At 71.1% G+C, this 22,362-nt stretch carries 22 protein-coding genes; 13 read left to right on the top strand and 9 right to left on the bottom strand.

Annotated elements, in window-relative coordinates; genetic code table 11:
• Positions 1-48: 48 nt before the first annotated feature.
• Positions 49-585, top strand: coding sequence for a protocatechuate 3,4-dioxygenase subunit alpha (gene pcaG, locus AB0H84_RS20545; protein ID WP_357606101.1), 537 nt, complete (start codon positions 49-51; stop codon positions 583-585).
• A 19-nt stretch (positions 586-604) separates the two neighbouring features.
• Here pcaG and AB0H84_RS20550 read toward each other — a convergent pair whose 3' ends face one another.
• Together AB0H84_RS20550 and AB0H84_RS20555 are read right to left on the bottom strand one after the other, a co-directional pair.
• Positions 605-1,252: a hypothetical protein gene (locus AB0H84_RS20550; protein ID WP_357606104.1), complete on the bottom strand. Its 648-nt coding sequence runs from the start codon at positions 1,250-1,252 to the stop codon at positions 605-607.
• 62 nt (positions 1,253-1,314) lie between these two features.
• Entirely contained in the window at positions 1,315-1,920 is a 606-nt protein-coding gene (locus tag AB0H84_RS20555) for a response regulator transcription factor (RefSeq protein WP_357606107.1), read from the bottom strand.
• Positions 1,921-2,043: 123 nt separating this feature from the next.
• On the opposite strand from AB0H84_RS20555, the gene AB0H84_RS20560 reads away from it, so the two are divergent.
• From AB0H84_RS20560 to AB0H84_RS20585, 6 genes are all read left to right on the top strand, one after another.
• Entirely contained in the window at positions 2,044-3,888 is a 1,845-nt protein-coding gene (locus AB0H84_RS20560; protein WP_357606112.1) for a serine hydrolase, read from the top strand.
• Positions 3,889-3,966: 78 nt separating this feature from the next.
• Entirely contained in the window at positions 3,967-5,772 is a 1,806-nt protein-coding gene (locus AB0H84_RS20565; protein ID WP_357606115.1) for a histidine kinase, read from the top strand.
• 123 nt (positions 5,773-5,895) lie between these two features.
• Positions 5,896-6,603: a DUF2071 domain-containing protein gene (locus AB0H84_RS20570; RefSeq protein ID WP_357606118.1), complete on the top strand. Its 708-nt coding sequence runs from the start codon at positions 5,896-5,898 to the stop codon at positions 6,601-6,603.
• Positions 6,604-6,715: 112 nt separating this feature from the next.
• Positions 6,716-7,918, top strand: coding sequence for a hypothetical protein (locus AB0H84_RS20575; RefSeq protein ID WP_357606121.1), 1,203 nt, complete (start codon positions 6,716-6,718; stop codon positions 7,916-7,918).
• 190 nt (positions 7,919-8,108) lie between these two features.
• Positions 8,109-9,035, top strand: coding sequence for an STAS domain-containing protein (locus AB0H84_RS20580; RefSeq protein ID WP_357606124.1), 927 nt, complete (start codon positions 8,109-8,111; stop codon positions 9,033-9,035).
• 194 nt (positions 9,036-9,229) lie between these two features.
• Positions 9,230-9,436 (top strand): cold-shock protein, encoded by a 207-nt coding sequence (locus AB0H84_RS20585; protein ID WP_357606127.1) that lies wholly within the window; start codon positions 9,230-9,232, stop codon positions 9,434-9,436.
• A gap of 186 nt (positions 9,437-9,622) precedes the next feature.
• On the opposite strand, the gene AB0H84_RS20590 is transcribed toward AB0H84_RS20585, so the two are convergent.
• The 6 genes from AB0H84_RS20590 to AB0H84_RS20615 form a co-directional block, all read right to left on the bottom strand.
• A complete protein-coding gene (locus AB0H84_RS20590; RefSeq protein ID WP_357606572.1) occupies positions 9,623-10,876 on the bottom strand; it encodes an RNA polymerase sigma factor in 1,254 nt (417 codons plus the stop codon).
• 123 nt (positions 10,877-10,999) lie between these two features.
• A complete protein-coding gene (locus AB0H84_RS20595) occupies positions 11,000-11,326 on the bottom strand; it encodes a YciI family protein (protein ID WP_357606130.1) in 327 nt (108 codons plus the stop codon).
• Between the two features lie 8 nt (positions 11,327-11,334).
• Positions 11,335-11,502, bottom strand: a complete 168-nt coding sequence (locus AB0H84_RS20600; protein WP_357606133.1) for a hypothetical protein — start codon at positions 11,500-11,502, stop codon at positions 11,335-11,337.
• 118 nt (positions 11,503-11,620) lie between these two features.
• Positions 11,621-12,511, bottom strand: a complete 891-nt coding sequence (locus AB0H84_RS20605; RefSeq protein WP_357606135.1) for a discoidin domain-containing protein — start codon at positions 12,509-12,511, stop codon at positions 11,621-11,623.
• Positions 12,512-12,526: 15 nt separating this feature from the next.
• Positions 12,527-14,083, bottom strand: coding sequence for an alkaline phosphatase D family protein (locus tag AB0H84_RS20610; RefSeq protein ID WP_357606138.1), 1,557 nt, complete (start codon positions 14,081-14,083; stop codon positions 12,527-12,529).
• 94 nt (positions 14,084-14,177) lie between these two features.
• Positions 14,178-14,963, bottom strand: coding sequence for a DeoR/GlpR family DNA-binding transcription regulator (locus AB0H84_RS20615; RefSeq protein ID WP_357606141.1), 786 nt, complete (start codon positions 14,961-14,963; stop codon positions 14,178-14,180).
• 171 nt (positions 14,964-15,134) lie between these two features.
• Between AB0H84_RS20615 and AB0H84_RS20620 the strand changes: the two genes are divergently transcribed.
• The 6 genes from AB0H84_RS20620 (at position 15,135) to AB0H84_RS20645 (ending at position 22,084) form a co-directional block, all read left to right on the top strand.
• Positions 15,135-16,439, top strand: coding sequence for an extracellular solute-binding protein (locus tag AB0H84_RS20620; protein ID WP_357606144.1), 1,305 nt, complete (start codon positions 15,135-15,137; stop codon positions 16,437-16,439).
• A complete protein-coding gene (locus tag AB0H84_RS20625; protein WP_357606147.1) occupies positions 16,436-17,347 on the top strand; it encodes a sugar ABC transporter permease in 912 nt (303 codons plus the stop codon). Before AB0H84_RS20620 ends, AB0H84_RS20625 begins: the two co-directional genes overlap by 4 nt.
• A complete protein-coding gene (locus AB0H84_RS20630) occupies positions 17,344-18,156 on the top strand; it encodes a carbohydrate ABC transporter permease (RefSeq protein WP_357606150.1) in 813 nt (270 codons plus the stop codon). Before AB0H84_RS20625 ends, AB0H84_RS20630 begins: the two co-directional genes overlap by 4 nt.
• Positions 18,153-21,506, top strand: a complete 3,354-nt coding sequence (locus tag AB0H84_RS20635; RefSeq protein ID WP_357606153.1) for a hypothetical protein — start codon at positions 18,153-18,155, stop codon at positions 21,504-21,506. The genes AB0H84_RS20630 and AB0H84_RS20635 overlap by 4 nt, the downstream gene beginning before the upstream one ends.
• 91 nt (positions 21,507-21,597) lie before the next feature.
• Positions 21,598-21,732 carry a hypothetical protein gene (locus tag AB0H84_RS20640; RefSeq protein WP_357606155.1) on the top strand — a complete coding sequence of 45 codons (135 nt, stop codon included), beginning with the start codon at positions 21,598-21,600 and terminating at the stop codon, positions 21,730-21,732.
• Positions 21,733-21,850: 118 nt separating this feature from the next.
• Complete coding sequence (locus AB0H84_RS20645; protein WP_357606158.1) at positions 21,851-22,084, top strand: hypothetical protein; 234 nt, start codon at positions 21,851-21,853, stop codon at positions 22,082-22,084.
• On the opposite strand, the gene AB0H84_RS20650 is transcribed toward AB0H84_RS20645, so the two are convergent.
• On the bottom strand, positions 22,057-22,305 hold the full coding sequence (locus AB0H84_RS20650; RefSeq protein WP_357606161.1) for a hypothetical protein: 249 nt from the start codon (positions 22,303-22,305) through the stop codon (positions 22,057-22,059). The genes AB0H84_RS20645 and AB0H84_RS20650 overlap by 28 nt on opposite strands.
• Positions 22,306-22,362 lie beyond the last annotated feature (57 nt).

Below are 22,362 nucleotides of genomic sequence, written 5' to 3' on the forward strand. Positions count from 1 at the left end.
TGCTTCCTCCCGGCCCTGAAAGGACCGGGTCTCCGCGCCGCACTTCAGATGAACCCCACTCCCTCCCAGACCGTGGGCCCGTTCTACGGCTTCGCGCTCCCGATCCCCCGCGGGGGCGACCTCGCCCCACCGAGCGCCGGGGGCGGGATCATCGTCCACGGGTACGTGTACGACGGCGCGGGCGAGCCGGTGCCCGACGCGCTGCTGGAGTTCTGGCAGGCCGACCCGTCCGGCGGCCTGCGGGGGGCGCCGGGCACGCTCCGGCGCGATCCGGTGAGCGGCAGGCTGCTCGGCAGGCACGGCGTCGACTTCACCGGCTTCGGCCGGGTGCCCACCGATGGCGACGGCCGCTGGACCCTGCGCACGCTGCTGCCGGGCACCGGGTACATCAGCGTCTGCGTGTTCGCCCGCGGCCTGCTCCACCACCTCTACACCCGCATCTACTTCGGCCAGGACGCCTTCCTCGACTCGCTGCCCCCGGAGCGCCGGCGGACGCTGGTGCCGGCGGAGGAGCGCGAGGGCGTCTACCGGTTCGACATCCACCTGCAGGGCGAGAAGGAGACCGTCTTCCTCGACTTCGGGTGACGAGGGGGCGGGCCGGGGATCAGACCAGGCCGACCATGAAGCCCTCGTCGCGGATGCCCAGGTAGGCGGCCGGGCGGTACTGGCGCATCGCGTGCTCGATGACCGGGATGTACTTGGGGTTCGAGCCCAGCGGGAGCCGGTAGCCGTTCTTGACCGTGTGGAACTCCCACAGGTGCTCCATGTCCGGATGGCGCGCGCGGAAGCCCCGGTCGGCGGGGAAGAGGTCGAGGCGGACCATCGTCCTGCGGATCAGGTAGTCGGCCAGCTTGACGCGGCGCTGCTGCGTACGTGAGATGCCCACCCCGGACAGTTCGTTCCACGACACCGCCCACGGCCTGCCCTGGGGGTCGTCCCAGCGCACGCCGAAGCCGTCGAAGATCAGCCGGCGCGGCCGGCTGATCTTGCGCCAGGCGATGATCGGCAGCAGCCCGATGAACAGGAAGACCAGCCCGAGGATCAGCACCACGACCGCGGAGCCCGAGCCGCCCGTCGTCTGCCCGGTGAACGCGGAGACGATCGAGATGACGCCGATGACCCCCGCGACGGAGCCGCCGATCAGCGCCTTCACCTTGGCGTCACCGCCGACGTCGATCGCCACCGGAGGCGGCGCGAAGACAGGCGGCTGGTACGGGGGATACCACTGTGGCTGTTGGGGGCCGTACGTCATGGAACGGCAGGTTAGCCGCGATCGCCGCGCATACCGCCATGCTTCGGACTTTTACGAAATGTTCAGAGCCAGCCGGCTTCGGTGGCGATCCGGACCGCGTCCAGCCGGTTGCGGGCGTCGAGCTTGGTGACGATCGCCCCCAGGTAGTTGCGTACGGTGCCCTTCGTCAGGTGGAGCGCGGTCGCGATCTCCGCGAGGTCGTCGCCGCCGGCGGCCAGGCGCAGCACGTCCACCTCGCGCGGTGACAGCGGGTTCGCCCTGGCCGTGATGGTCGCCGCGGCGAGGGCGGGATCGATCACCGTCTCCCCGGCGTGGACGCGGCGCACGGCCGCGGCGAGGTCGGCGGGCGGGGCGTCCTTCAGCATGAAGCCCCCGACCCGGGCCGCCAGCGCCCTGCGCAGGACCTCGGGGCGGCCCAGCTGGGTGAGCATGAGCACGCGGCAGCCGGGGAGCCGTTCGCCGAGCCCGGCGGCGGCCTCGATCCCGTCCATGACGGGCATCTGCACGTCCAGCACCGCGACGTCGGGCCGGTGCTCCAGCGCCGCGGGCACCACCGCGTCCCCGGACGGCACCTCGGCGACGACCTCGATGTCGGGCTCCAGGCTCAGGAGCGAGGCCAGCGCGCCCCGGATGAGGTGCATGTCCTCGGCCAGCAGCACCCGGATCACCCTCGACTCCCCCCGAAGCAGAAAGGACCATGATATTTCCGGTGTCCGGTTCGTGTATTTCACCCACCGGATCGAGGTGCCAGGCACTGGTCCGCGACCGCCCGGCCTCGCGATCTTGGAGGTATGAAGAGAGCCCTGTTCCTCGGCCTGACGACCGCGCTGCTGGTGTCCGGTCTTTGCGGTACGGCCGCCGCCGCGACGGACCTCGCCACGGATCTGGAAGGCGTCGGGACGCTGGTCGACGAGGTGGTGCCGGCGCAGCTCGCCGAGCACCGCATCCCCGGCGCGGCGGTCTCGGTGGTGTCGGGCGGGCGGCAGGTGTTCGCCAAGGGGTACGGCTACGCCGACCTGGCCAGGCGCGTCCCCGTCGACGCTGCCCGCACGGGGTTCTTCACGGCCTCGACGGCCAAGACGTTCACCGCGATCGCCGCGCTCCAGCTGGTGGAGCAGGGCCGGCTCGACCTGCACGCGGACGTCAACACGTACCTGAGAAACTTCAAGATCAAGGACACCTTCCCCGGCCGGCCGGTCACCCTGGAGCACCTGCTGACCCACACGGCCGGGTTCGAGGACAACGTGCTCGGCTCCTCCTGGGAGGATCCCACCGCCGCCCCGCCCCTGGCGAAGGTGGTCGAGAGCGGTCAGCCCGAACGCGTGCGCCCGCCGGGGACCGTGCTCGCCTACGACAACTACGCCTACAACCTCGCCGGCCACCTGGTGGAGGTGGCCTCCGGCCGGCCGTTCGCCGAGTACGTACGGCAGCACATCCTGGCGCCGCTCGGCATGACGGGCACGTCGTTCGCCGCGCCGCTGCCCGGCCCGCTGACCGCCACCCTCGCCCAGGGGTACGACGGGGACGTTCCGTACAAGCGCTACTACGGGTCGCCCGCCTCCGGGACGGGCCCCGTCACCACCGCCGCCGACATGGGCCGCCTGATGGCCGCGCTGCTCGGCAACGACCCCCGGCTGGGCAGGGACATCGGCGCGACCATGATGCGCCGCCACTACACGCAGGACGAGCGGCTCCCCGGCATGGGGTACGGCCTGGAGGAGCTGTCCAGGAACGGCCACCGGATCTTCTCCAAGGGCGGCGACATCAACGGCTTCCACCACGTCCTCGCCCTGCTGCCCGACCAGAGGAGCGGCGTCTACGTCGTCTACAACGGCGAGGACTCCACGACGGCCGCCGACGAGCTGATCACCCGGATCGTCGACCGCTACTTCCCGGGCCGGGCGGACGAGCCGCGGCCGGTGCGCGGGGACACCTCGGGGTACGCGGGCACGTACACCTCGACCAGGATCCGCGGCGACCTGCTGCGGGCCGGCGCGCTGTTCAACACCGTGACCGTGGAGTCCACGGGCGACGGGACGATCACCACGACCGGCCTGTCCCGCGACCCCGCCAAGCCGGACCAGACGTGGCAGCTCATCGGCCCCGGCCTGTTCGCCGAGCGGGGCGGCCAGGAGCGCATCGCCTTCGACGGCCACGGCCTGCTCGCCGGGGGCCACCAGGAGGAGGCGGCCACCTTCCAGCGCTCCGGCGCCGCGCTCCACGTATGGGCGGTCTACGCGGGACTGGCCGCGTTCCTGGTCGCCGCGCTCGGGATGCCGGTCGCGGCGCTCGTACGGAGGCTCCGCGGGCGCCCGGCCCGGCACCGGGCCGCGTGGTGGCTCGCCTGGCTCACCAGCGCGCTCGTCCTGCTCTTCGCGTACGGCTTCGCCGCCACGATCGCCGTCGCGCCCACCGACGCCGTCTTCCTCGGCTCCCCGCTCCTCACGATCGCCCTGATCGCCTCCTCGACGGCGTTCGCCCTCAGCGGCGGGGTCGCGGCCTGCTCGGTGCGCGCCTGGTGGAAGGGGTGGTGGGGGCCGGCGGGACGGATCTCGTACACGGCGTTCGCGCTCGTCACGGTGGCCTTCATGGTGGTCGCGTACCTCTACGGCATGGTCGGAGGCTTCCTCGACTGAGCCCGTACGCAGGGGCGCGGCACGGCCTGTGGGATGCTTTGGCGGGAACGCTGAAGATCGTGTCGCGGTGGGGAACGGGTGTCGACGCTCATCATCCTGGTGGTGCTCGTTCTCCTCACGATTCCCTCGACGGCCGCCCTGCCGGGCGTGCCGGCCCTGCTCTCCCTCGGCCTGCAGGTCCTGTGCTCGTCACCGCGGACCAGGCGGCTGCGGGGCTGGTGGCTGGTGGCGGGACAGGCGGTGCTGTTCGCCTGGACGGGGCCGGTGCCGTTCGGCGGCCCGTCGGCGTTCTTCGCCGCCTCCGCGCTGCTGGTCGCGCGCGGCCCGCTCCGCTGGGCGATCTTCGCCTGCGTGGCCGCCGCCACGGGCCTGCTGAACCTCGGCGCCGACCCCTACGTCTGGGTCAACGCCGTCGGGAACACGGCCACGCAGGGACTGGTCGTCTTCGCCCTCACCAGGCTCAGCGATCTGCGCGACGAGCTGCACGCCACCCGGGCCGAACTGGCCGCCCAGACGGTGGCCGAGGAGCGCGAGCGAGCCGGTCACACCCTGGAGACCGTGCTCGGCTCCGCGCTGTCCGCCGTCATCGGGCTGGCCGCCGCCGGGCGCGCCGAGGAGATCCCGCCGCTGACCCGGCAGGCCGCGCAGCAGGCCAGGCGGCGCCCCGAACCGGCGCCCTTGCCGCCGGCCGGCGATCTGACCCCGCGCCTCGCGGTGCCCATCCTGACGGTCGTCTACCTGTGGTTCCCGGTCGCCGCGATCATCGTCGTGGCCCGCGCCCAGGTGCCGGCCGGGCTGCGGGTGGCGTACTGGGTCGCGGTCCTCGCGGTCGTCGCCCTGCAGGCGTACCACGCGCTGCCGCGGCCTCCCGGCACGTGGCCGCGGCACGCCGCCTGGACGCTGCCCGCCCAGCTGGTGATCGCGTGGCTGCCGCTGCTCGAGCCGCACCGCCCGTACTACCAGCTGGTCGGGTGGGCCGCCGCCGCGCTGCTGATCGTGATCCCCTCGTGGCGGCTCGGGTGGGCGCTCTACGCGGCCGTGGTGGGCAGCGTGCCGATCGTGCTCATGATCCGGTACGGCTCGCCCGCGGGCGTACCGGCCGCCCTGCTGGAGGTGGGCGGCATGTCGGCGATGTTCTACGGGCTGACCGCGGTGACCCGGCTGGTCTACCAGGTGCGCGAGTCGCGGCTGGCGCTCGCCGGGCTGGCCGCGGCCCGGGAGCGGCGCAGGATCGCCCAGGACGTGCACGACCTGATCGGCTACTGCCTGTCCGCGATCACCGTGAAGGCCGAGCTGGCCGCCCGCGACCCGGCCCGCGCCGAGGCCGAGCTGGCCGGCATCGTCGCCGTGGCCCGCGATGCCCTCGCCGACCTGCGCGCCATTCCCGGCGACCGGGAACCCGCGCTCCGGCTGCGGTCCGAGCTCGCCTCCGCGCGCGAGGTCCTCGAGGCGTCCGGCGCGACGGTCCGGATCGACGCCGGGCCTCCGCTGGAGGGAGCCGACGACGCCCTGCTCGCCGTCGTGGTGCGCGAGGCAGTCACCAACGTGCTGCGGCACAGCCGGGCACGCCACGTGACGATCGCCTTCTCCGCCGCCGACGGCCAGATACGCCTCCGCCTGACCAACGACGGCGTCATCGGCGATGGTGTGACCGGCGACGGCGTCATCGGCGATGCCGTGACCGGCGACGGCGTCATCGGCGACGGTGCCACCGGCCGTGCGGCGGAGACCGGCCGTGCGGCGGAGACCGGCCGCGCAGCCGATCCTGGCCAGGGGGTCGCCAACCTCGCCGAACGCCTCGCCGCCCGCGGCGGCCGCCTCACGACCGCGTCGCGGGACGGCCGCTACCAGCTGGAGGCGGCGCTGCCCGTGCGTCCGATGTGAGGCGCCGGTCAGCGCAGGCGCCGGCAGAGGTCCGGATGTCGTCGCCGGCGCGTGGCGGCCAGGCGCGAGTTCCTTCCGCTTCAACCCCGGCATGGCGGTGCCCTTGACGGGCAGGTGTGCGAGGTGCCGTCTCCTCGCGTCGCCCGGCCGGTGATGTACCACCGCTGGGCGGACATCACCTTCATCCATTGGCGCTACCCGCCGGACCTCGTGCGGCGCCTGGTGCCGGGCTGCCTCACGGTGGAGACCTATGACGGGGCGGCCTGGGTGGGGCTGACGCCGTTCCGCATGGAAGGGGTGCGCCTGCCCGGCACACCCACCGTGCCGGTGCTGTCCACGTTCCCGGAGACGAACGTGCGGACCTACGTCCGCGACGGCCGGGGGCGCAGCGGGATCTGGTTCCTGTCACTGGACGCCGGCCGGCTGGCCGCCGCGCTGGGAGGCCGCGCCGGCTACTGGCTGCCGTATTTCTGGTCCGACATGTCGGTACGCTCCGACGGCGCCCACACGCGGTACCGGTGCAGCCGGCTCTGGCCGGGGCGCGGCGAGGCGTGGTGCGACGTGGACGTGACGGCGGGACTGCCCGTGGAGAAGGAGGAGCGCGACGGGATCGCGAGCTTCCTGGCCGACCGTTTCCTGCTGTTCATCCGCGTGGCCGGCCGGCTGGCGGCCGCGCCGGTGGAGCACCCGCCGTGGCCGCTGCGCCGGGCCGGGCTGACCGACCTGGACCAGAGCCTGCTCCAGGCCGCCGGGCTGCCCGCGCCTTCCGGGCCGCCCCTTGTGCACGCCTCTCCCGGGGTTCCGGTACGGGTGGGGATGTGGCGGTGGTGACCGTCTCGGGGGCATTGCCATCTCCAGGGCCTTCGACGGTGTAGTGCGGAGATTGTCCCGGGTAGGCCGCAATCCGATGTCTGTCGGCCTGCCTCGAAGGAGCGCTGTTCACATGACCTTCAATCCACTCCGGGAGCGGGGCATCCCGCTGGACGACCAGCTGCGTAACTGGCGCGAGCTGAACGTCGAGCCCATCGACCCCGACCACGCCGACCCGTACACGCGGTGCCGGATCATCGCGATGAACGGGATCGAGACGGAGGCGATCTTCTTCAGCCACCATCTGGCCCGCCACTGCCCCAACATCGACCTCAAGCAGCAGCTGGCGCGGGTGCGCTACATCGAGGCGCAGCAGCAGAAAGTGGTGAACTGGCTGCTGCCGGGGGTGTCGTCGGTGCTGGAGACCACGCTCGCCTATGAGCAGGTGGCGGTGGATCTGACGGCGTGGGTGGCCCGGATGGAGCCGGACGGATATCTGAGGCAGGCCTACCAGTTCGGCGTGCTGGAGGACTTCGACCACCTGTACCGGTACGCGAACCTGTACGAGATGATCGAGCACCGCAAGGCCGAGAAGATCGTGGACGGGCTGACCGAGGTGATGCCGGGGCGGCCGACGTACCTGCATCACCGGGACCCGGTGGACAACGTGCGCGAGCCGTACGACCGGAGCACCACCGCGCCCATCTCCAAGCTGCACGCGCTCACGATCATGGCGGCCGAGCAGCAGACCATGAACTTCTACATGAACGTCGGCCCCATGTACATGGAGCCGATCGCGCGCCAGCTCTACCAGGAGATCGGCCTGATCGAGGAGGAGCACGTCACCCACTACGAGTCGCTGGTCGACCCGGGCGAGAGCTGGTGGGAGATGCTGCTCAACCACGAGTACAACGAGTGCTACATGTACTACTCGTTCATGGAGACCGAGTCCGACCCCAGGGTGAAGAACATCTGGGAGCTCCACCTCAACATGGAGCTGGAGCACCTGCGGCTGGCCGGCGAGCTGTTCAAGCGGCACGACGGACGCGACCCGGAGCAGGTGTGCGCTCCCGAGCTGCCCGCCCCGGTCACCTTCGAGCCGAACAAGGCGTACCTGCGCGAGCTGATCTCCACCCAGATCGACTACACCACCCTCGGCACCGGGTACGTCCAGGAGGCTCACGAGCGCTTCCAGAAGATGCAGGACGCGCTGATGGGCGACGGGAAGGCGCCGTCCGAGCGGGTCATCGAGGAGAACCGGGCCAGGTCGGGGCAGGAGTACCGCCTGCAGACCGAGGGCGAGCACCCCGTCCACAGCCTCGCGTTCCACCGCTGACCTGGTTGAGCTCCTGAAACGAGCTGAAACCCCAAAAGCATCGGCATTTTACTTCACAAATAAGGTTATTTCGGGATCCGGAGATACTCTGAAAACGTCGAGGACTTTCCGAACGTTGGCATTCAGGTCGGCGTCGGCCCCCGGCCCTGGGCCCTATCGGGACCGTGAAGATCCAGACAGGCCGACGATCATGACATCGACACTGCGTCCCGCACCGTCGAGCGCCGTCGCCGAGGCGCGCTCCACGGTCCGGTTCTGGGTGGATCCCGTCCTCGACCGGCGGGACGCCAGGGACGGAACGTGGTGGCCGTACTCCCGCGACGCCGCTGCCGAGTTGCCCGGCCTGGTCGCCGCGGCCGACCAGCGGCTGGGCCGGGCGACGCTCCGCGTCGGCCTGCATGCCGATGCCTGGGACGACATTCCGCGCCTCATCCCGGCCCGTGGCCGGCAGATCCGGGTGGACTGCCTGCGCGAGGGCGATCCGCAGCTGATCGTCCTCACCCTCGAGGGCGGCCAGACCGTCAGGCTGCTGGTCGTTCCGCACGGCGACGGGCCCGACCCGGCGGCGGGCGGCCCGCCCGGCCCTCCGAGGCCCGCCGAGCGGCCCGCCGAGCGGCCCACCGACCGGGCCACCGAGCGGGCCCCCGAGTCGGCCGCTGAGTCGGCTGCCGGGCCACCGGAGGCCGGCGACCTGGCCGGATGGGAGAACGAGGGTGGACACCTCGCCGACCAGGACACGGAAGGCGCGCCCCGCTTGGAGCCACCCGCGTCTCTTGGCCGATCGGAGCATCGCATGACCGTCGTCGACGCCTTCCCGCTCGGCAGAGCCGACCCGTCCGTGCCCACCACTGTCCGCCTGTACGGCGAGCTCGACATGTTCACCAGTCCGGCGCTGCGCTCGCGCCTGCTGGACATCCTGAAGTCCAGCACCAGCCTGCTCATCCTCGACCTGTCCGAGGTGTCCTTCTGCGACGCCTCCGGTCTGGCCGTGATGGTCGGCATCCAGCAGCGCGCCCGGCCGATGGGCATCACCGTGGCCCTGTCCTCGCCCCGCCCGTTCATGTCGAAGCTGCTGCGCATCACCGGTCTGGATCGCAGCCTGCCGATGGCGGGGTGATCCCCGGAACGTGTGCTAGGATTGAGGGAGTTGCAGTTGTGGTACCCATAAAAGACTTTATGCGCGCCTGACAGAGCATGATCGTCAGGCGCGTTTTTTCTTAACCGGTCATCTCCGGATGGGCTTATCAACGGCGACACGGGATTCGAGTCGCGAATCCGGCCCGTCAAGGTATGTATCTGAAGGAGATCGACATGGCTACCGGAACCGTTAAGTGGTTCAACTCCGAAAAGGGCTTCGGCTTCATCGCGCAGGACAACGGCGGCGCCGACGTCTTCGCTCACTACTCCAACATCGTCGCCAACGGCGGCTACCGCGAGCTGGTCGAGGGACAGAAGGTCTCCTTCGACGTCGTCCAGGGCCAGAAGGGCCTGCAGGCGGAGAACATCGTCGCCGCCTGACCTGACAGGCATCACGGGTCTGGGTCCGCATCGCGCGGGCTCAGGCCCGTTTTTCTGTGCCCGCACGGGCAACCGGGGCAAGGCGCGCCCTGAGCCCGGCCGGGTGGCCGGCCCGGTTTCAGGGTGTGGCACCACACCCTGAGCCCGGTCGGGTCGCGTCCGGTTTCAGGGTGTGGCACCGCGCCCTCAGGATTCGCCGCCGGAAACGGTCTCCGCGAGCCGGTCGGCCAGGTAGCGGCGCTCGGCCTCGGTGGGCGCCAGGTCGAGCGCCTCCCGGTAGGCGCGTGCGGCCTCGGCACGGCGGTCGAGGCGGCGGAGCAGGTCGGCGCGGGTGGCCGGCAGCAGGTGATAGCCGGTCAGCTCGCCGGCGGCGTGGAGGGTCTCCACCAGCTCGAGTCCCGCCGCGGGGCCGTCGGCCATGGCGACGGCGACTGCCTGGTTCAGCCGCACTATCGGCGACGGTACGACCCGTACCAGCTGCCGGTAGAGCTCGGCGATCCGCGTCCAGTCGGTGTCGGCCGCGTCGGCGGCGGTGGCGTGGCAGGCGGCGATGGCGGCCTGCAGCTGGTACGGCCCCGCCCGGTCATGCCGGAGGGCCGTCTCCAGGACGGCGACGCCCTCGTCGATCTCGTCCCGGTCCCATCGGGTACGGTCCTGGCGTTCCAAGGTCACCAGGCCGCCGGTGGCGTCGACGCGGGTGGCGCGGCGGGAGTGGTGGAGCAGCATGAGCGCGAGCAGACCGTACGCCTCGGGCTCGTCCGGCATGAGGCGCGTCAGCAGGCGGGCAAGGCGGACGGCCTCCGCGCACAGGTCCCACCGCACCAGGTCGCTGCCCGTACTGGCGGAATAGCCCTCGTTGAACAGCAGATACAGCACGGCCAGCACCGAGCCGGTCCGCTCCGGGAGCAGGTGAGCCGGCGGCACCCGGTACGGGATGCCGGCATTGCTGATCTTTCTCTTGGCCCGGACCAGGCGCTTGGCCATCGTCGCCTCGGTGACCAGGAAGGCTCGGGCGATCTCGGCCGTGGTCATGCCGGTCAGGGTCCGCAGGGTCAGCGCCACCCGTGCCTCCAGCGGCAGCGCCGGGTGGCAGCAGGTGAAGATGAGCCGTAGCCGGTCGTCCTCGATACCGCTGTCGTCGCCGGGGCTGAAGGGGTCATCACCGGAGTCCGTCGTGGCCACCTCCCGTAGTTTGGCCGCCTCGGTCGACCTGCGGCGCAACCGGTCCACGGCCCGGTTGCGCGCCGTCGTGGTGAGCCAGGCGCCGGGGCGGTGCGGGAGGCCGTCGCGCGGCCAGCGCTCCAGCGCCAGCGCGAAGGCCTCCTGCGCGCACTCCTCGGCGAGATCCCAGTCGCCGGTCACCCGGATCAGGGTCGCGACGACGCGGCCCCACTCCTGGCGGAACGCCTCGGCGACCGCCGCCTCGACCTCGGCGGTCACTCCCGCCAAAACAGCCTCATCTCCTGGTCCCCGGGCCAAGGCAGCCTCATCTCGTGGTCCCGAGGCCAAAGCGGCCTCATCTCGTGGTCCCGAGGCCAAAGCAGCCTCCCACGGCCTTCGCGCTCACTCCTCCCAAAGCGGTCTCACCTCGACCCAGCCGAACCTGGCGGAGGGATGCTTGGACGCGATCTCGATCGCCTCGTCCAGGTTGTCGCACTCGATCAGGTCGAAGCCGCCGATCTGCTCCTTCGTCTCAGCGAACGGCCCGTCGGACAGCAGCACCTCATCACCACGCACCCGGACGGTCGTGGCGTCACTGCCGGGCCGCAGGCGGGCACCCTGCAGACGTACTCCCCGGCCGTCCATCTCCCGCACCCATGAGGCGGGGTCGGCGTCCTCCATGGGCACCCCGACGGATTCGTTGTCGCAGACGAACATCACGTATCGCATGGCTCCTCCTAGCTGACCGGCTCGACGGTACGCCTGATCAGCACGCCGGCGAAAGCCAGCCGGAACCTCCTGGTCCTCCGCTGCCTGGCGGCCTTGACCGGGGAGCCGGGCAGCGCGGACCGGGCGAAGTCATTGCGCGGACCCATGAAATAGGTGGCTGCGAGGAAATCGGGCATGATGCGCCTTCCCGTCCAGCGCCCACTCGGGGGCGCTCCGTGTTCTTTCGTGACACCCTCACGACGAACGGGCAGGCCCCCGATGGACAGGCTCGGCGCCTTGGCGCGAAGATTTTTCCTAGCGGACCTCCACCTCCGTGATGCGGGTGTAGTCGTTGGCGCCGTTCGAGGCCAGGGCGACGATGCGGACCGCGTCCGCCGTCACCGGCGTGAAATCGGAGCGGGCGCTGCCCGCCGTGTTGCCGCGGACCTGCGCCACCGTCTGCCACTGGCCGTTCAGCCCCGCCTGGACGTCCCAGTCGCGCAGCCCGAAGATCGAGGCCGGGTAGCGCTCGGTGTGCAGGGTGTAGAGGTCCACGCGGGAGATCTGCTTGGGGCCGCCGAGCGCGATCGCCACGGTGTCGGGCCAGGCCCTGGCCGTGGCGTCGTTCCAGCCGTTGCCGCCGGCCCAGCCGTTGGAGCCGGAGTCGCCGTCCGCGACGCTGCACGGCGGGTAGTTGGCGTTGGTGTGCTGGGACGAGGCGGTGACGGGGCGGCGGAGCGCGAGATTGCCGCCGTTGTCGAGCTGGTCGAGGGTCACCACCTGCACCGGCACGGACAGCGTCTGGCTCGCGGTCTTGAGCCGCAGCGCGTACGAACCCTCGGAGGCGGTGGGCGGGACGGCGATCAGCAGCTTCGCCCCGAGCTCGTAGCCGGGCGGCAGGTAGCTGGTCAGCATCGAACGGGAGGCGGACAGCGGCTGGTCGACCTCCACGGACAGGTTCGCGTACGAGGGCGTCTTCGCGTCGCTGCGCATGCCGATCTCGATCTTGGCCGGGCAGGCCGGGTCCACGCCGAGCGGGGCGACCACCCGGTCGGAACCGGCGATCGGGGTGAGCTTGCCGGTGCCCTTGGAGGCCCCTGGCTTGATCCTGACCGAGGGGACCGACGGGGGGTCGGTGGGCTGCCAGGCCGCGGCCGTGGCGGTCAGGACGGTGGCGGCGGCCAGCGCGGCGGTGAGGAGTCGCATGATCGGTCCTTCCTGTCAGAGCGCGTGCAGGCCGGGCACGCCGTCGAGGGTCACGAGGCTGGCCCTGGTGGAGACGGGGGCGCCGGGCCGGTCCACGTACGGCACCACCTTGAAGTCCGCCCGCCACTGGCTCCTGGTGACCTCGCAGGACACGTAACCGCGCTGGTAGCTGGAGAAGCGGAGATGCGGGTTGACCGGGTCGCTGCCGCCGGGCGGCAGACCGGTGCTCGCGTTGCCGTTGCCGCCGCTGCTGACCGAGGTGCCGACGAACTCCACGCCGACCGTGCGTGACGAGGGGTCGTCGAAGTTCGCCTTGAGCTCGCCGGCCAGGTTGTAGTGGATGTCGCCGGTCAGCACGACGGGGTTGCTGACCTGCCGCTCCACCATGCCGTTCAGCACGCGGTCCTTGGCGGCCTTGTAGCCGTCCCAGAGGTCCATGCTGAGCTTCTGCGCGGGCCCCGCGTCGTAGTCGAGCTGGATCATGGCGACCTGCTGGGCCAGCACGTTCCACTTGGCGCGGGACGCGCCCAGGCCGTCGAGCAGCCACTTCTCCTGCTCGGGCCCGAGCATCTGGCGGGCCGGGTCGAGCCGCTCCGCGCAGTTGACCTGCTGCCCGTCGCCGCAGACCTGGTCGTCGCGGTACTGGCGGGTGTCCAGCACGTTGAACTCGGCCAGGTCCCCGAAGGAGAAGCGGCGGTAGATGCGCGCGTCGGGCCCCTGCACGGCGGGCACCCGGATGGGCATGTTCTCCCAGTACGCGCGGAAGGCGTTGGCCCGGATCACCAGGTAGTCCTGCTCGGTCACCTCGCCGCCGGGGCCGTACCGGCCCGCCCAGTTGTCGAGCACCTCGTGGTCGTCCCAGGTGACGATCCACGGCGCCGCATGGTGCGCGGCCTGCAGGTCGGGGTCGCTCTTGTAGAGGCCGTACTGGACGCGGTAGCGGTCGAGCGTGTCGCACTGCACCCGGAACTGCTCGGGCACCGGCGTGTTGCGGTTCCCGCCCGAGGGCACGATGCCGTACTCGTAGATGTAGTCCCCGAGGTGGAAGACCACGTCGGGCTGCTCCTCGGCGAGGTGGCGGTAGGCGGAGTAGTAGCCGTCCTGCCAGGACGCGCACGAGGCGAAGGCCAGCCGGAGCGACTCGGGGCTGCTTCTCGGCGCGGGCGCCGTCCTGGTCCTGCCCACCGGGCTGAGCTCGCCGCCGGTGCGGAAGCGGTAGAAGTAGTCGCGGCCCGGCCGCAGGCCCTTGGCGTCCACGTGGACCGAGTGGCCGTACTCGGGGGCGGCCCAGACGGAGCCATGCCCAACCCGCCGGGTGAAGCCCTCGTCCTCCGCGATCTCCCAATCGACCTTGATCTTGTTGTACGGCAGCCCGCCCAGCGGCTCGAGCGGCCTGACCGCCAGCCGGGTCCACAGGATCACCCGGTCGGGCAGCGGGTCTCCGGAGGCGACGCCGAGCTGGAAGGGATAGTCGCCCTTGACCGTGGCGCCGGCCGTCCACGGGTCGGCGAGGTCGGTGCTGAACGCCAGGGCTAAAGCGCTGAGGCCGAGGAATGAACGGCGCGTGTGCATGCTGCTTCCTCATGTGCGGGGGCGAAAGCCCTCACTTTGTAGCAAGCAGGCAAGGTCTTAACAAGACTTAAGTTACAAATCACAGATGATGCTGTTACAACTCGGCGACCTCCACCCGCCGGTGCCGGTCGCGCAGCCGCTGCAGCATCTCGGCGGGCGCGCCCGAGTCGACCACGACGACGTCGAAGTCGTCGAGCGGCGCGACCCGGTGCAGGGCCACCCTGGCCAGCTTGGAGCCGTCCACGGCCAGGATCCGCCGGGTCCCGGAGCGCAGCATCGCCCGCTTGACCAGCACGATCTCCTGCTCCTGATGGAAGGCGTACTCGTCGGAGACCGCCGAGGTGGAGACCACGACCACGTCGGTGCTGACCGCCTCGACCGCGTCCACGCAGCCGAGCCCCAGGAAGGAGTCGTGGGTGGCGTGGTACTCGCCGCCGAGCGCGATGAGCCGGATGTCGGGCGTATCGGCGAGCAGCCTGATCGCCTCGAGGAAGTTGGTCAAAACGGTCAGCGGCGCGAGCTCGCCCAGGTGGCGGGCGACGGCCAGCGCCGTGGTGGAGTCGTCGAGCATGACGGAGCTGCCCGGCTCGATCAGCCCGGCCACCACCCTGGCGATCGCGTCCTTCTCCGCGGTGTGCGCCTGGAGCCGGTAGGCGATGTTGCTCTCCCAGACGTTGGAGGCCTGGGCGGTGGCGCCGCCGCGGACCTTGCGCACCATGCCCTGACGCTCGAGCTCGTCGAGGTCGCGGTGCACGGTCATGACGCTCACCTCGAAGCTCTCCGCGAGCTCCGTCACCGTGGCCGAGCCCCGCCGGACGATGTGCTCGGCCATGTCCCGCCACCGGGCGGACTTGCCTGAGGTGTGCTGCCGCGACTTCACCAAAGCCCTCACCCTCGCTAGGACGGTTGCGGATCCTACTCTTGACACCCTCCTCGGGCGACTCGTAGCCTCCCGACATCCCTCAGATTTAACAAAGTTGGCTGTTAACTTAACAGGCCCGTCATTAAAACGTTCGTATCGGCTCCCCAGCGCCGGGCGAGGAGACATGACATGACCGATCTGCATGACGCCCGAATGAGCCGGGTCCAGTTCTTCCGCATGATGGGGGGCCTCGCGGTGGCGGCGGCGGCCACCGCCTGCTCGACCAAGCCCGAGACCACCGCCACGACCGGAGGAGGCGGCGCGGCGGCCGTCGACCTGAAGGTCGTGGGCGTGGCCGACCAGAAGGCGCCGCTGGACGAGCTGATCGCCGCCTACGGCAAGGTCAAGCCGGACGTGCGGCTCACCGCCTCGTACGCCCCCACCGACCAGGTGCAGACCTCCGTACGGACCCAGCTCGGCGCGGGCAACGGCCCCGACCTGCACGTGGTCTATCCGGGCAACGGCAGCGCCATGTCCATGAGCCAGATCGCCAAGGCCGGGCTGCTGGCCGACCTGTCCGCCCAGGCGTGGACGCAGACGATCCCGGCCGGCTTCAAGCCCGCCTTCCAGCTCGACGGCAAGACCTACATCTACTCCGCCGGCTCCTCCGTCATCGGCGCCGTCTACAACAAGAAGGCCTTCCAGAAGGCGGGCGTGGACGCGCCGCCGACCACGTGGACGGAGTTCCTCGCCGTCTGCGACAAGCTGAAGAAGGCCGGCATCGTCCCGATCGCGCTGGGCGCGCAGACGCCGTGGGTCACCCAGCTCATCACGTACGCGCTGGTGCCCTCCACCGTCTACGCCAAGGACCCGACGTTCGACGACAAGCAGCTCGCCGGGCAGGCCACGTTCGCCCAGTCGGGCTGGCGGCAGGCCATGGAGATGTACCTGGAGCTGCAGAAGCGCGGCTTCTTCAACGACAAGCCGAACGGCACCACGTTCGAGCAGCAGATCTCGATGGTGGCCACCGGCAAGGCCGGCATGGCGATCCAGGTGTCGGCCGTGCTGCCCGACTTCCGCAAGGCGGCCTCCTCGCCGGACGACCTGTCGATGTTCCCGGTGCCCGGCGCCGACGACGCCAACCAGGTCTGGATCCCGGCGGGCGTGGTCGTCGGGCTCGGCGCGAACGCCAAGGGCAAGAACGCCGAGCAGGCCAAGGCGTTCATCGACTTCCTCGGCAAGCAGAAGAACATCAACGCCTGGGCCAAGGCCATCGCCGCCATCCCGCTCACCCAGGACGCCTCGTCCACCATCGACCCGGCCGTGGAGTCGTTCCTGCCGTTCACCAAGGACCGGGCGGTGCCGTTCATGGACCAGCGCTGGCCCAACGCCGAGGTGCAGCCGGTGCACTTCGCGGTGATCCAGGAGCTGCTGGCCGGCAAGTCGAGCATCGACGAGGCACTGAAGAAGATGGACGAGGCATACAAGAAGTGACTTCCCTGACCATGCGGCGGCAGTCGGCGGTCTCGCGGCGGAGGCGGCGGTTCAGCGCCGCCTCCCCGTCCTGGCTGTTCGCCGCGCCCGCCCTCGTCGTCTACGCGCTGGTCGTGCTCTACCCGGCCGCGGCCGGCGTGGTGTACGCCTTCACGGACTGGAGCGGCATCGGCCAGGACATGGCCTTCGTCGGGCTGGCCAACTTCGGCACGCTCCTGCACGACGAGCAGGCCATGGGCTCGATCGGCAACACGCTGCTGCTCACGGTGGCCATCGTGGCCGTGCAGAACGGCGTCGGCCTGCTGCTGGCCCTGGGCGTCAACGCCAAGCTGAAGAGCAGGGCGCTGCTGCGGGTGATCTTCTTCGCGCCCGTCGTCGTCAGCCCCGTCATGGTGGCGTTCCTGTGGAAGTACGTCTACAACCCCGACCCGTCGGCCGGCCTCAACGGGCTGCTCGGCCTGCACGTGGACTGGCTGGGCGACCCCTCGGTCGCGCTCTGGTCGATCGCCGGCATGGTCGTCTGGCAGTACGCCGGCTACTCCATGGTCATCTTCCTGGCCGGGCTGGAGGGCGTGCCCAAGGAGCTGCACGAGGCGGCGATGATCGACGGGGCGGGCACGTTCCAGCGCTTCCGCTACGTCACCTGGCCGCTGCTCGCCCCCGCCGTCACGATCAACCTCATGCTCTCCACGATCGGCGGGCTCAAGCTCTTCGACCAGGTCTTCGCCGCCACGAACGGCGGCCCCGGCTACGCCACGGAGACCCTGTCCACGGTGCTGTACAAGCAGGCGTTCGTGTTCGGCAAGTTCGGCTACAGCACCGCCATCGCGCTGGTGCTGGCGCTGTTCGTGGCGGCCGTCTCCCTCGTCCAGGTCTACTATCTGCGCAGCCGCGAGGTGACCGCATGAGAAGGACGTTCCTGCTGGAGATCGTGATGATCGCGGTGGCGGTGGCGTTCCTGTTCCCCGTCTACACGCTGGTCTCCCTGTCGCTGAAGGACCCGGCGCAGATCTCCCAGTCGCCGCTGGCGCTGCCGGACCCGCCCACACTGGCCAACTTCGGCAAGGCGTGGACGGCCGCCGCGCTCGGCCCCTCGCTGGTGAACAGCACGGTCATCACGGTCGTCAGCCTGGTCGCGCTCATCGCGCTCGGCTCGTTCGCCGCCTACTTCCTGGCCCGCGTGCAGACCCGGCTCGGGTACGGCCTCTACATCCTCTTCCTGCTGGGCATCGTGCTGCCGTTCCAGCTCGGCATGATCCCGCTCTACGAGCTGGTGACCGACCTGGGGCTGATCGGCACGCACGCCGGGATGATCCTCTTCTACACCGGCATCCAGCTGCCCTTCACGGTCTTCCTCTACACCGGCTTCATCCGCGCGCTGCCCCGCGACTACGCCAGCGCCGCCCAGATCGACGGCGCCTCGCACCTGACCGCCTTCACCCGGGTGATCTTCCCGCTGCTGCGGCCCATCACCGGCACCGTGCTCATCCTCAACGCCGTCTTCATCTGGAACGACTTCTTCACCCCGCTGCTCTACCTGGGCGGCTCCGGGTTCGAGACGGTCCCGGTCAGCGTCTTCGCCTTCGTCGGCCAGTACGTCTCCGACCACGGCCTGGTCTTCGCCGGGCTCGTGCTGGGCGCGCTGCCGATCGTGCTGGTCTTCCTGGCCCTGCAGCGCTACGTCATCAAGGGCTTCGCCAGCGGGCTCAAGGGATGACCGTCTTCCAGGTGCTGCGCCACCCGCCGCGGGAGTTCTCCCCGGCGGCCATCTGGTGGTGGAGCGGCGAGCCGCTCCGCCGCGACCGGCTGCGCTGGCAGATGGAGCGCCTGGTCGCCGGGGGAGTGCGCAACCTCGTCATCCTCAACCTGGCGCCGTCGGGGCCGCTGTTCGGCTCCGACGCCGACGACCCGCCGTTCCTGTCCGAGGCGTGGTGGGAGCTGCTGGACGGGGTCTGCGCCGACGCCTTCGAGCTGGGCGCGTACCTGTGGTTCTACGACCAGCTCGGCTTCTCCGGCGCCGACCTGCAGGCCCGGCTCGTTCAGGAACATCCGGAGTTCGCCGGTCAGTGGCTGGCCGCCGACGGCTCCGTCTCGACGCGCGGCTTCGACTACCTGTCCCGCGACGCCTGCGCGGTGCTGCTCGACCGGGTGCACGGGGAGTTCGAGCGCCGGGTCGGCCACTGGTTCGGCAAGGTGATCGCCGGGTCGTTCCAGGATGAACTGCCCACCCTGCCCACCTGGTCGGCCACGTTCGCCGAGGAGTACGCGGCCCGGCGCGGCCGGCCCTTCTCGCTCGACGAGCCGGACTGGCACGCCTACCAGCTCACCCGCGCCGAACTGGCCGAGGAGGCGTTCTTCCGGCCGCTGGCCGCCTGGCACGAGCGCCACGGCCTGCTCAACGGCTGCGACCAGCAGGACCCGGCCCGCGCCGGGCATCCCGTGGACGGGGTGCGGCTGTACGGCGACTACGCGCGTACCCATCGCTGGTTCAGCGCGCCCGGCTCCGACCACCACGGCGACGCGCGCCTGCACTCCTCGCTCGCCCACCTGTACGGCCGGCCGCGCACCTGGATCGAGGCGTTCCACTCCAGCGGCTGGGGCGGCACGCTCGAGGAGACCTTCGACTGGCTGCTGCCCTGGCTGCGGGCCGGTGCCAACCTCTACAACCCGCACGCCGTCTACTACACGACCAGGCGCGGCTGGTGGGAGTGGGCGCCCCCGTCGACCGACTGGCGCCAGCCGTACTGGCGGCACCACCGCGTCTTCGCCGACGCGGTCACCCGCCTGTGCGCGGCGCTCTCCCTGGGCCGCCACGCCTGCGACGTCGCGGTTGTCCTGCCCTCCGCGACGTCGCAGGCTGGCACCTCGCTGGACGGAGTCTCTCCCGAGGCCGCGCGGGCGCAGGAGGTCTACCGCGAGATCGTGGGCGACATGGCCTGGTTCGCGACCGTGCCGGGCGTGCTCGACCGGCTCTGCCTCGACGCGGACGTGATCGACGAGGACTCGGTACGGCGGGCGAGCGTCGAGGGCGGCCGGCTGTCCGTCTCCACCGAGGCGTACCGGGCGATCGTGCTGCCCGCCGTCACCGTGCTCGACGATGACGTGGCCGCCCGGCTGACGGAGTTCGCCGCCGACGGCGGGCTGCTGGTCGCGGTCGGCACGCTGCCGGAAGGGCTGCCGGCCGCTTTGGTGGAGACGAGCGAGCAGCTGGGGGAGGCGCTGGCCGGGCTCGAACGGCGGGTCGAGGCGCCCGTGCCGCCGCTGGTGCGCGAGGTCGGCGAGACCACGCTGGTGTTCCTGACCGCCACGCATCCCATGGCCAGCAGGATCGGCGTCGGACGGCCCGAGGAGCGCGGCGTCGAGCTGGGCTGGCTGGACGCCGCCATTGACTTCGACCCAGGGCGCTACGCCAAGGAGATGCGGGTCAAGGTGCGGGGCGTGTCCGGGACGCCGCTGCTTGCCTCTCCGTTCAGCGGGGAGACCCGGGCGCTGCCGCACACCCGCGACGGCGACGCCGTGGAGGTGGTCGTGCCCTTCGACGACGGGCCCGCCGCGCTGCTGATCTTCGACGGGACCGCCGCCGAGGTGTCCACGCCTCCGTCGTACCCCCACGAGGTGGACCTCGGTGAGGAGTGGGACGTCGAGCTGGTGCCGACCCTGGACGACACGTGGGCGGACTTCGGCACGCAGGCCGTCGTCGAGCGATGGACGCTGCGCACGCCGGAGGGCGAGCCGGCGCACGCCACCTTCGCGCCGCGCGGGGAGCAGCGGGTGGGAGCCGGGCCGTGGACGCCCTCGGTGTGGTCGCCTTCGCGCGGGCTGCGCAAGGACCCGATCCACCGGGAGACCCTCGGGCCGAAGGGCCACGTGCCGGGCGAGTTCCTGGCGTTCGGGCAGGTGGAGGCGGGCGAGGAGGCGCGCTTCCGCAGCGTGCTCACCGTTCCGAGCGCCGGCTGGCTGGCGGTCGGAGCCGGGGCGGCCAAGACCGTGTGGCTGGACGGCGAGGAGCTGCCGCTGGACGACTCCGGGTACGCCGCGGTCTCGCGTTCGCCGGTCGCGCCCGGCGAACACCTGCTGGAGCTGCGACTGATCCCCGACGAGCGGCTCGACCTGCGGGCCTACGCCTGCCTGGTCGCCGACCCGGCGGACGCGGTCCGGCCCGAGTGGATCGGCGGCTCCATGGAGGCCACGGTGCGCGTCGGCGAGCCGCCGTACGAGCCGGTGCAGGTGGCCTCGACCGCGTTCTGCCGGGTGCTGGTCAACGGGGAGGAGGCGGGCAGGCAGGGCGGGTTCGACCCGTACGAGGAGGCGGACATCCCCCGGGTGCGCCGCTACGACGTGACCCGGCTGCTCCGGCCCGGCGACAACACGATCACCGTGGAGTCCGACGGCTGGGTGCTCGTGGACGGGCTCGCGGTCTCCGGCCCCGGCTGGACGTCGCGCCCGCGCGTACGGCGGCGCCAGCACGGCGACCCCGCCGCGCTCCACCTGCGTACCCGGCCGCACCCGCTGCCCGAGGCCGATTGGCTCGACGGTCTGCCCACCGCCCTGCCAGCGACGTTCACCGTGCCCGGCGGCCGTCCGGGCGTGGAGCGCTTCCTGCTGGACCCGCCGCCCGGCGTGACCGGCATCGAGGCGGACGCGACCGGTCCCGTACGGATCCGCGGAACGGAGCTGGAGGTCACCGGGGAGCTGACCGGCCCCGTCCGCTTCACCTGCGGCCCCGGCCGGATGCGGCTCGGCGACTGGGAGGAGCGCGGCCTGTCCGGCTACAGCGGCGGCGTCCGCTACCGCACCACCATCGCCGCCCCCGCCGGGCCGGGCGTGGTCGACCTCGGCAGGGTCCGGGGCACGGCCGAGGTGACGGTGAACGGGCGGCCCTGCGGCATCAGGGTCTGCTCGCCCTACACCTTCGACGTGCTGCTGGACGAGGGTGAGAACACCGTCGAGGTCCTCGTCCTCGGCACGCTCGCCCCGTACCTGGACGAGGTCAGCCCCACGCACTTCGTCTTCCCCGGCCAGCGCAGCACCGGCCTGTTCGGCCCGGTCCGCCTGCGCACGCCCTGACAGGGCGCTGGAGGCCAGGCGGCACCGGCTGAACGCCGACGACCTCCTCATCAGGAACACGCTGGCGCTGTCCTGCAGCATCCGGCTGACGGTGTGCTGGCTGCTCGGCCCCAAGACACCCGAGCAGCCGGACCCGTACAACTTCCTGGAACTTCGCTTCTCGAAGTTCCAGTGGATGGCCTTCGAGGGCGGCAGCGTCTTCGGCTCTCTGCGTTCACATGAGTAAAACGGACATCAGCCTGGCCTCGTCGCTTACCGGCCGAGGCCAGGATGTGATGCGGTGGAAGCTGATGCCGCGTCCGTCGGGGCCGGGCGCCAGTCAGGCACCCGGCTGTGACTCGTTGGTGCGCCACCCCTGCGCCGACGCGTTCGCCGAGCTGTCGTCGCGGCTGGCCGGAGCGGAGGACGTGCGCCGCGTGGAGGTGCCGGGACGGCCGCATGCCTACGTCTTCGAGCTGGTCGGCACGGGGGTGGAGGCGGCCTGGCTGCGCTCCTCGCCCCCCGGCCAGCCGGCTCTGGTCTGGAACGGCGCGACACTCACGTTCCGGCCTCAGTTCACATACGCCCAAAGGTCGTAGGTGGGGTACTGCGGGTTTTGCGGCTGGGTGGTGCTGCACCACCACGTGCTCCACCGGCCGTTCTGCTGGCCGGACCGGCCGAACGAGATGCAGATGTCGTAGGGCAGGGAGGAGTAGACCTTCTGCAGGGTCAGGTCGGCGTGGGCGGGGGCGGCCACGGCGAGGGCCGGGACCAGGACGGTGGCCGCGAGCAGCAACAGGGCGGCGAGTCGGTGACGCACCAGGTCTCCCATCTCAAAGGGGGCGGATCACCGTAAATTGCACGACGCGGTGATCCG

Source organism: Nonomuraea sp. NPDC050786 (assembly GCF_040654115.1).
GTDB lineage: Bacteria > Actinomycetota > Actinomycetes > Streptosporangiales > Streptosporangiaceae > Nonomuraea.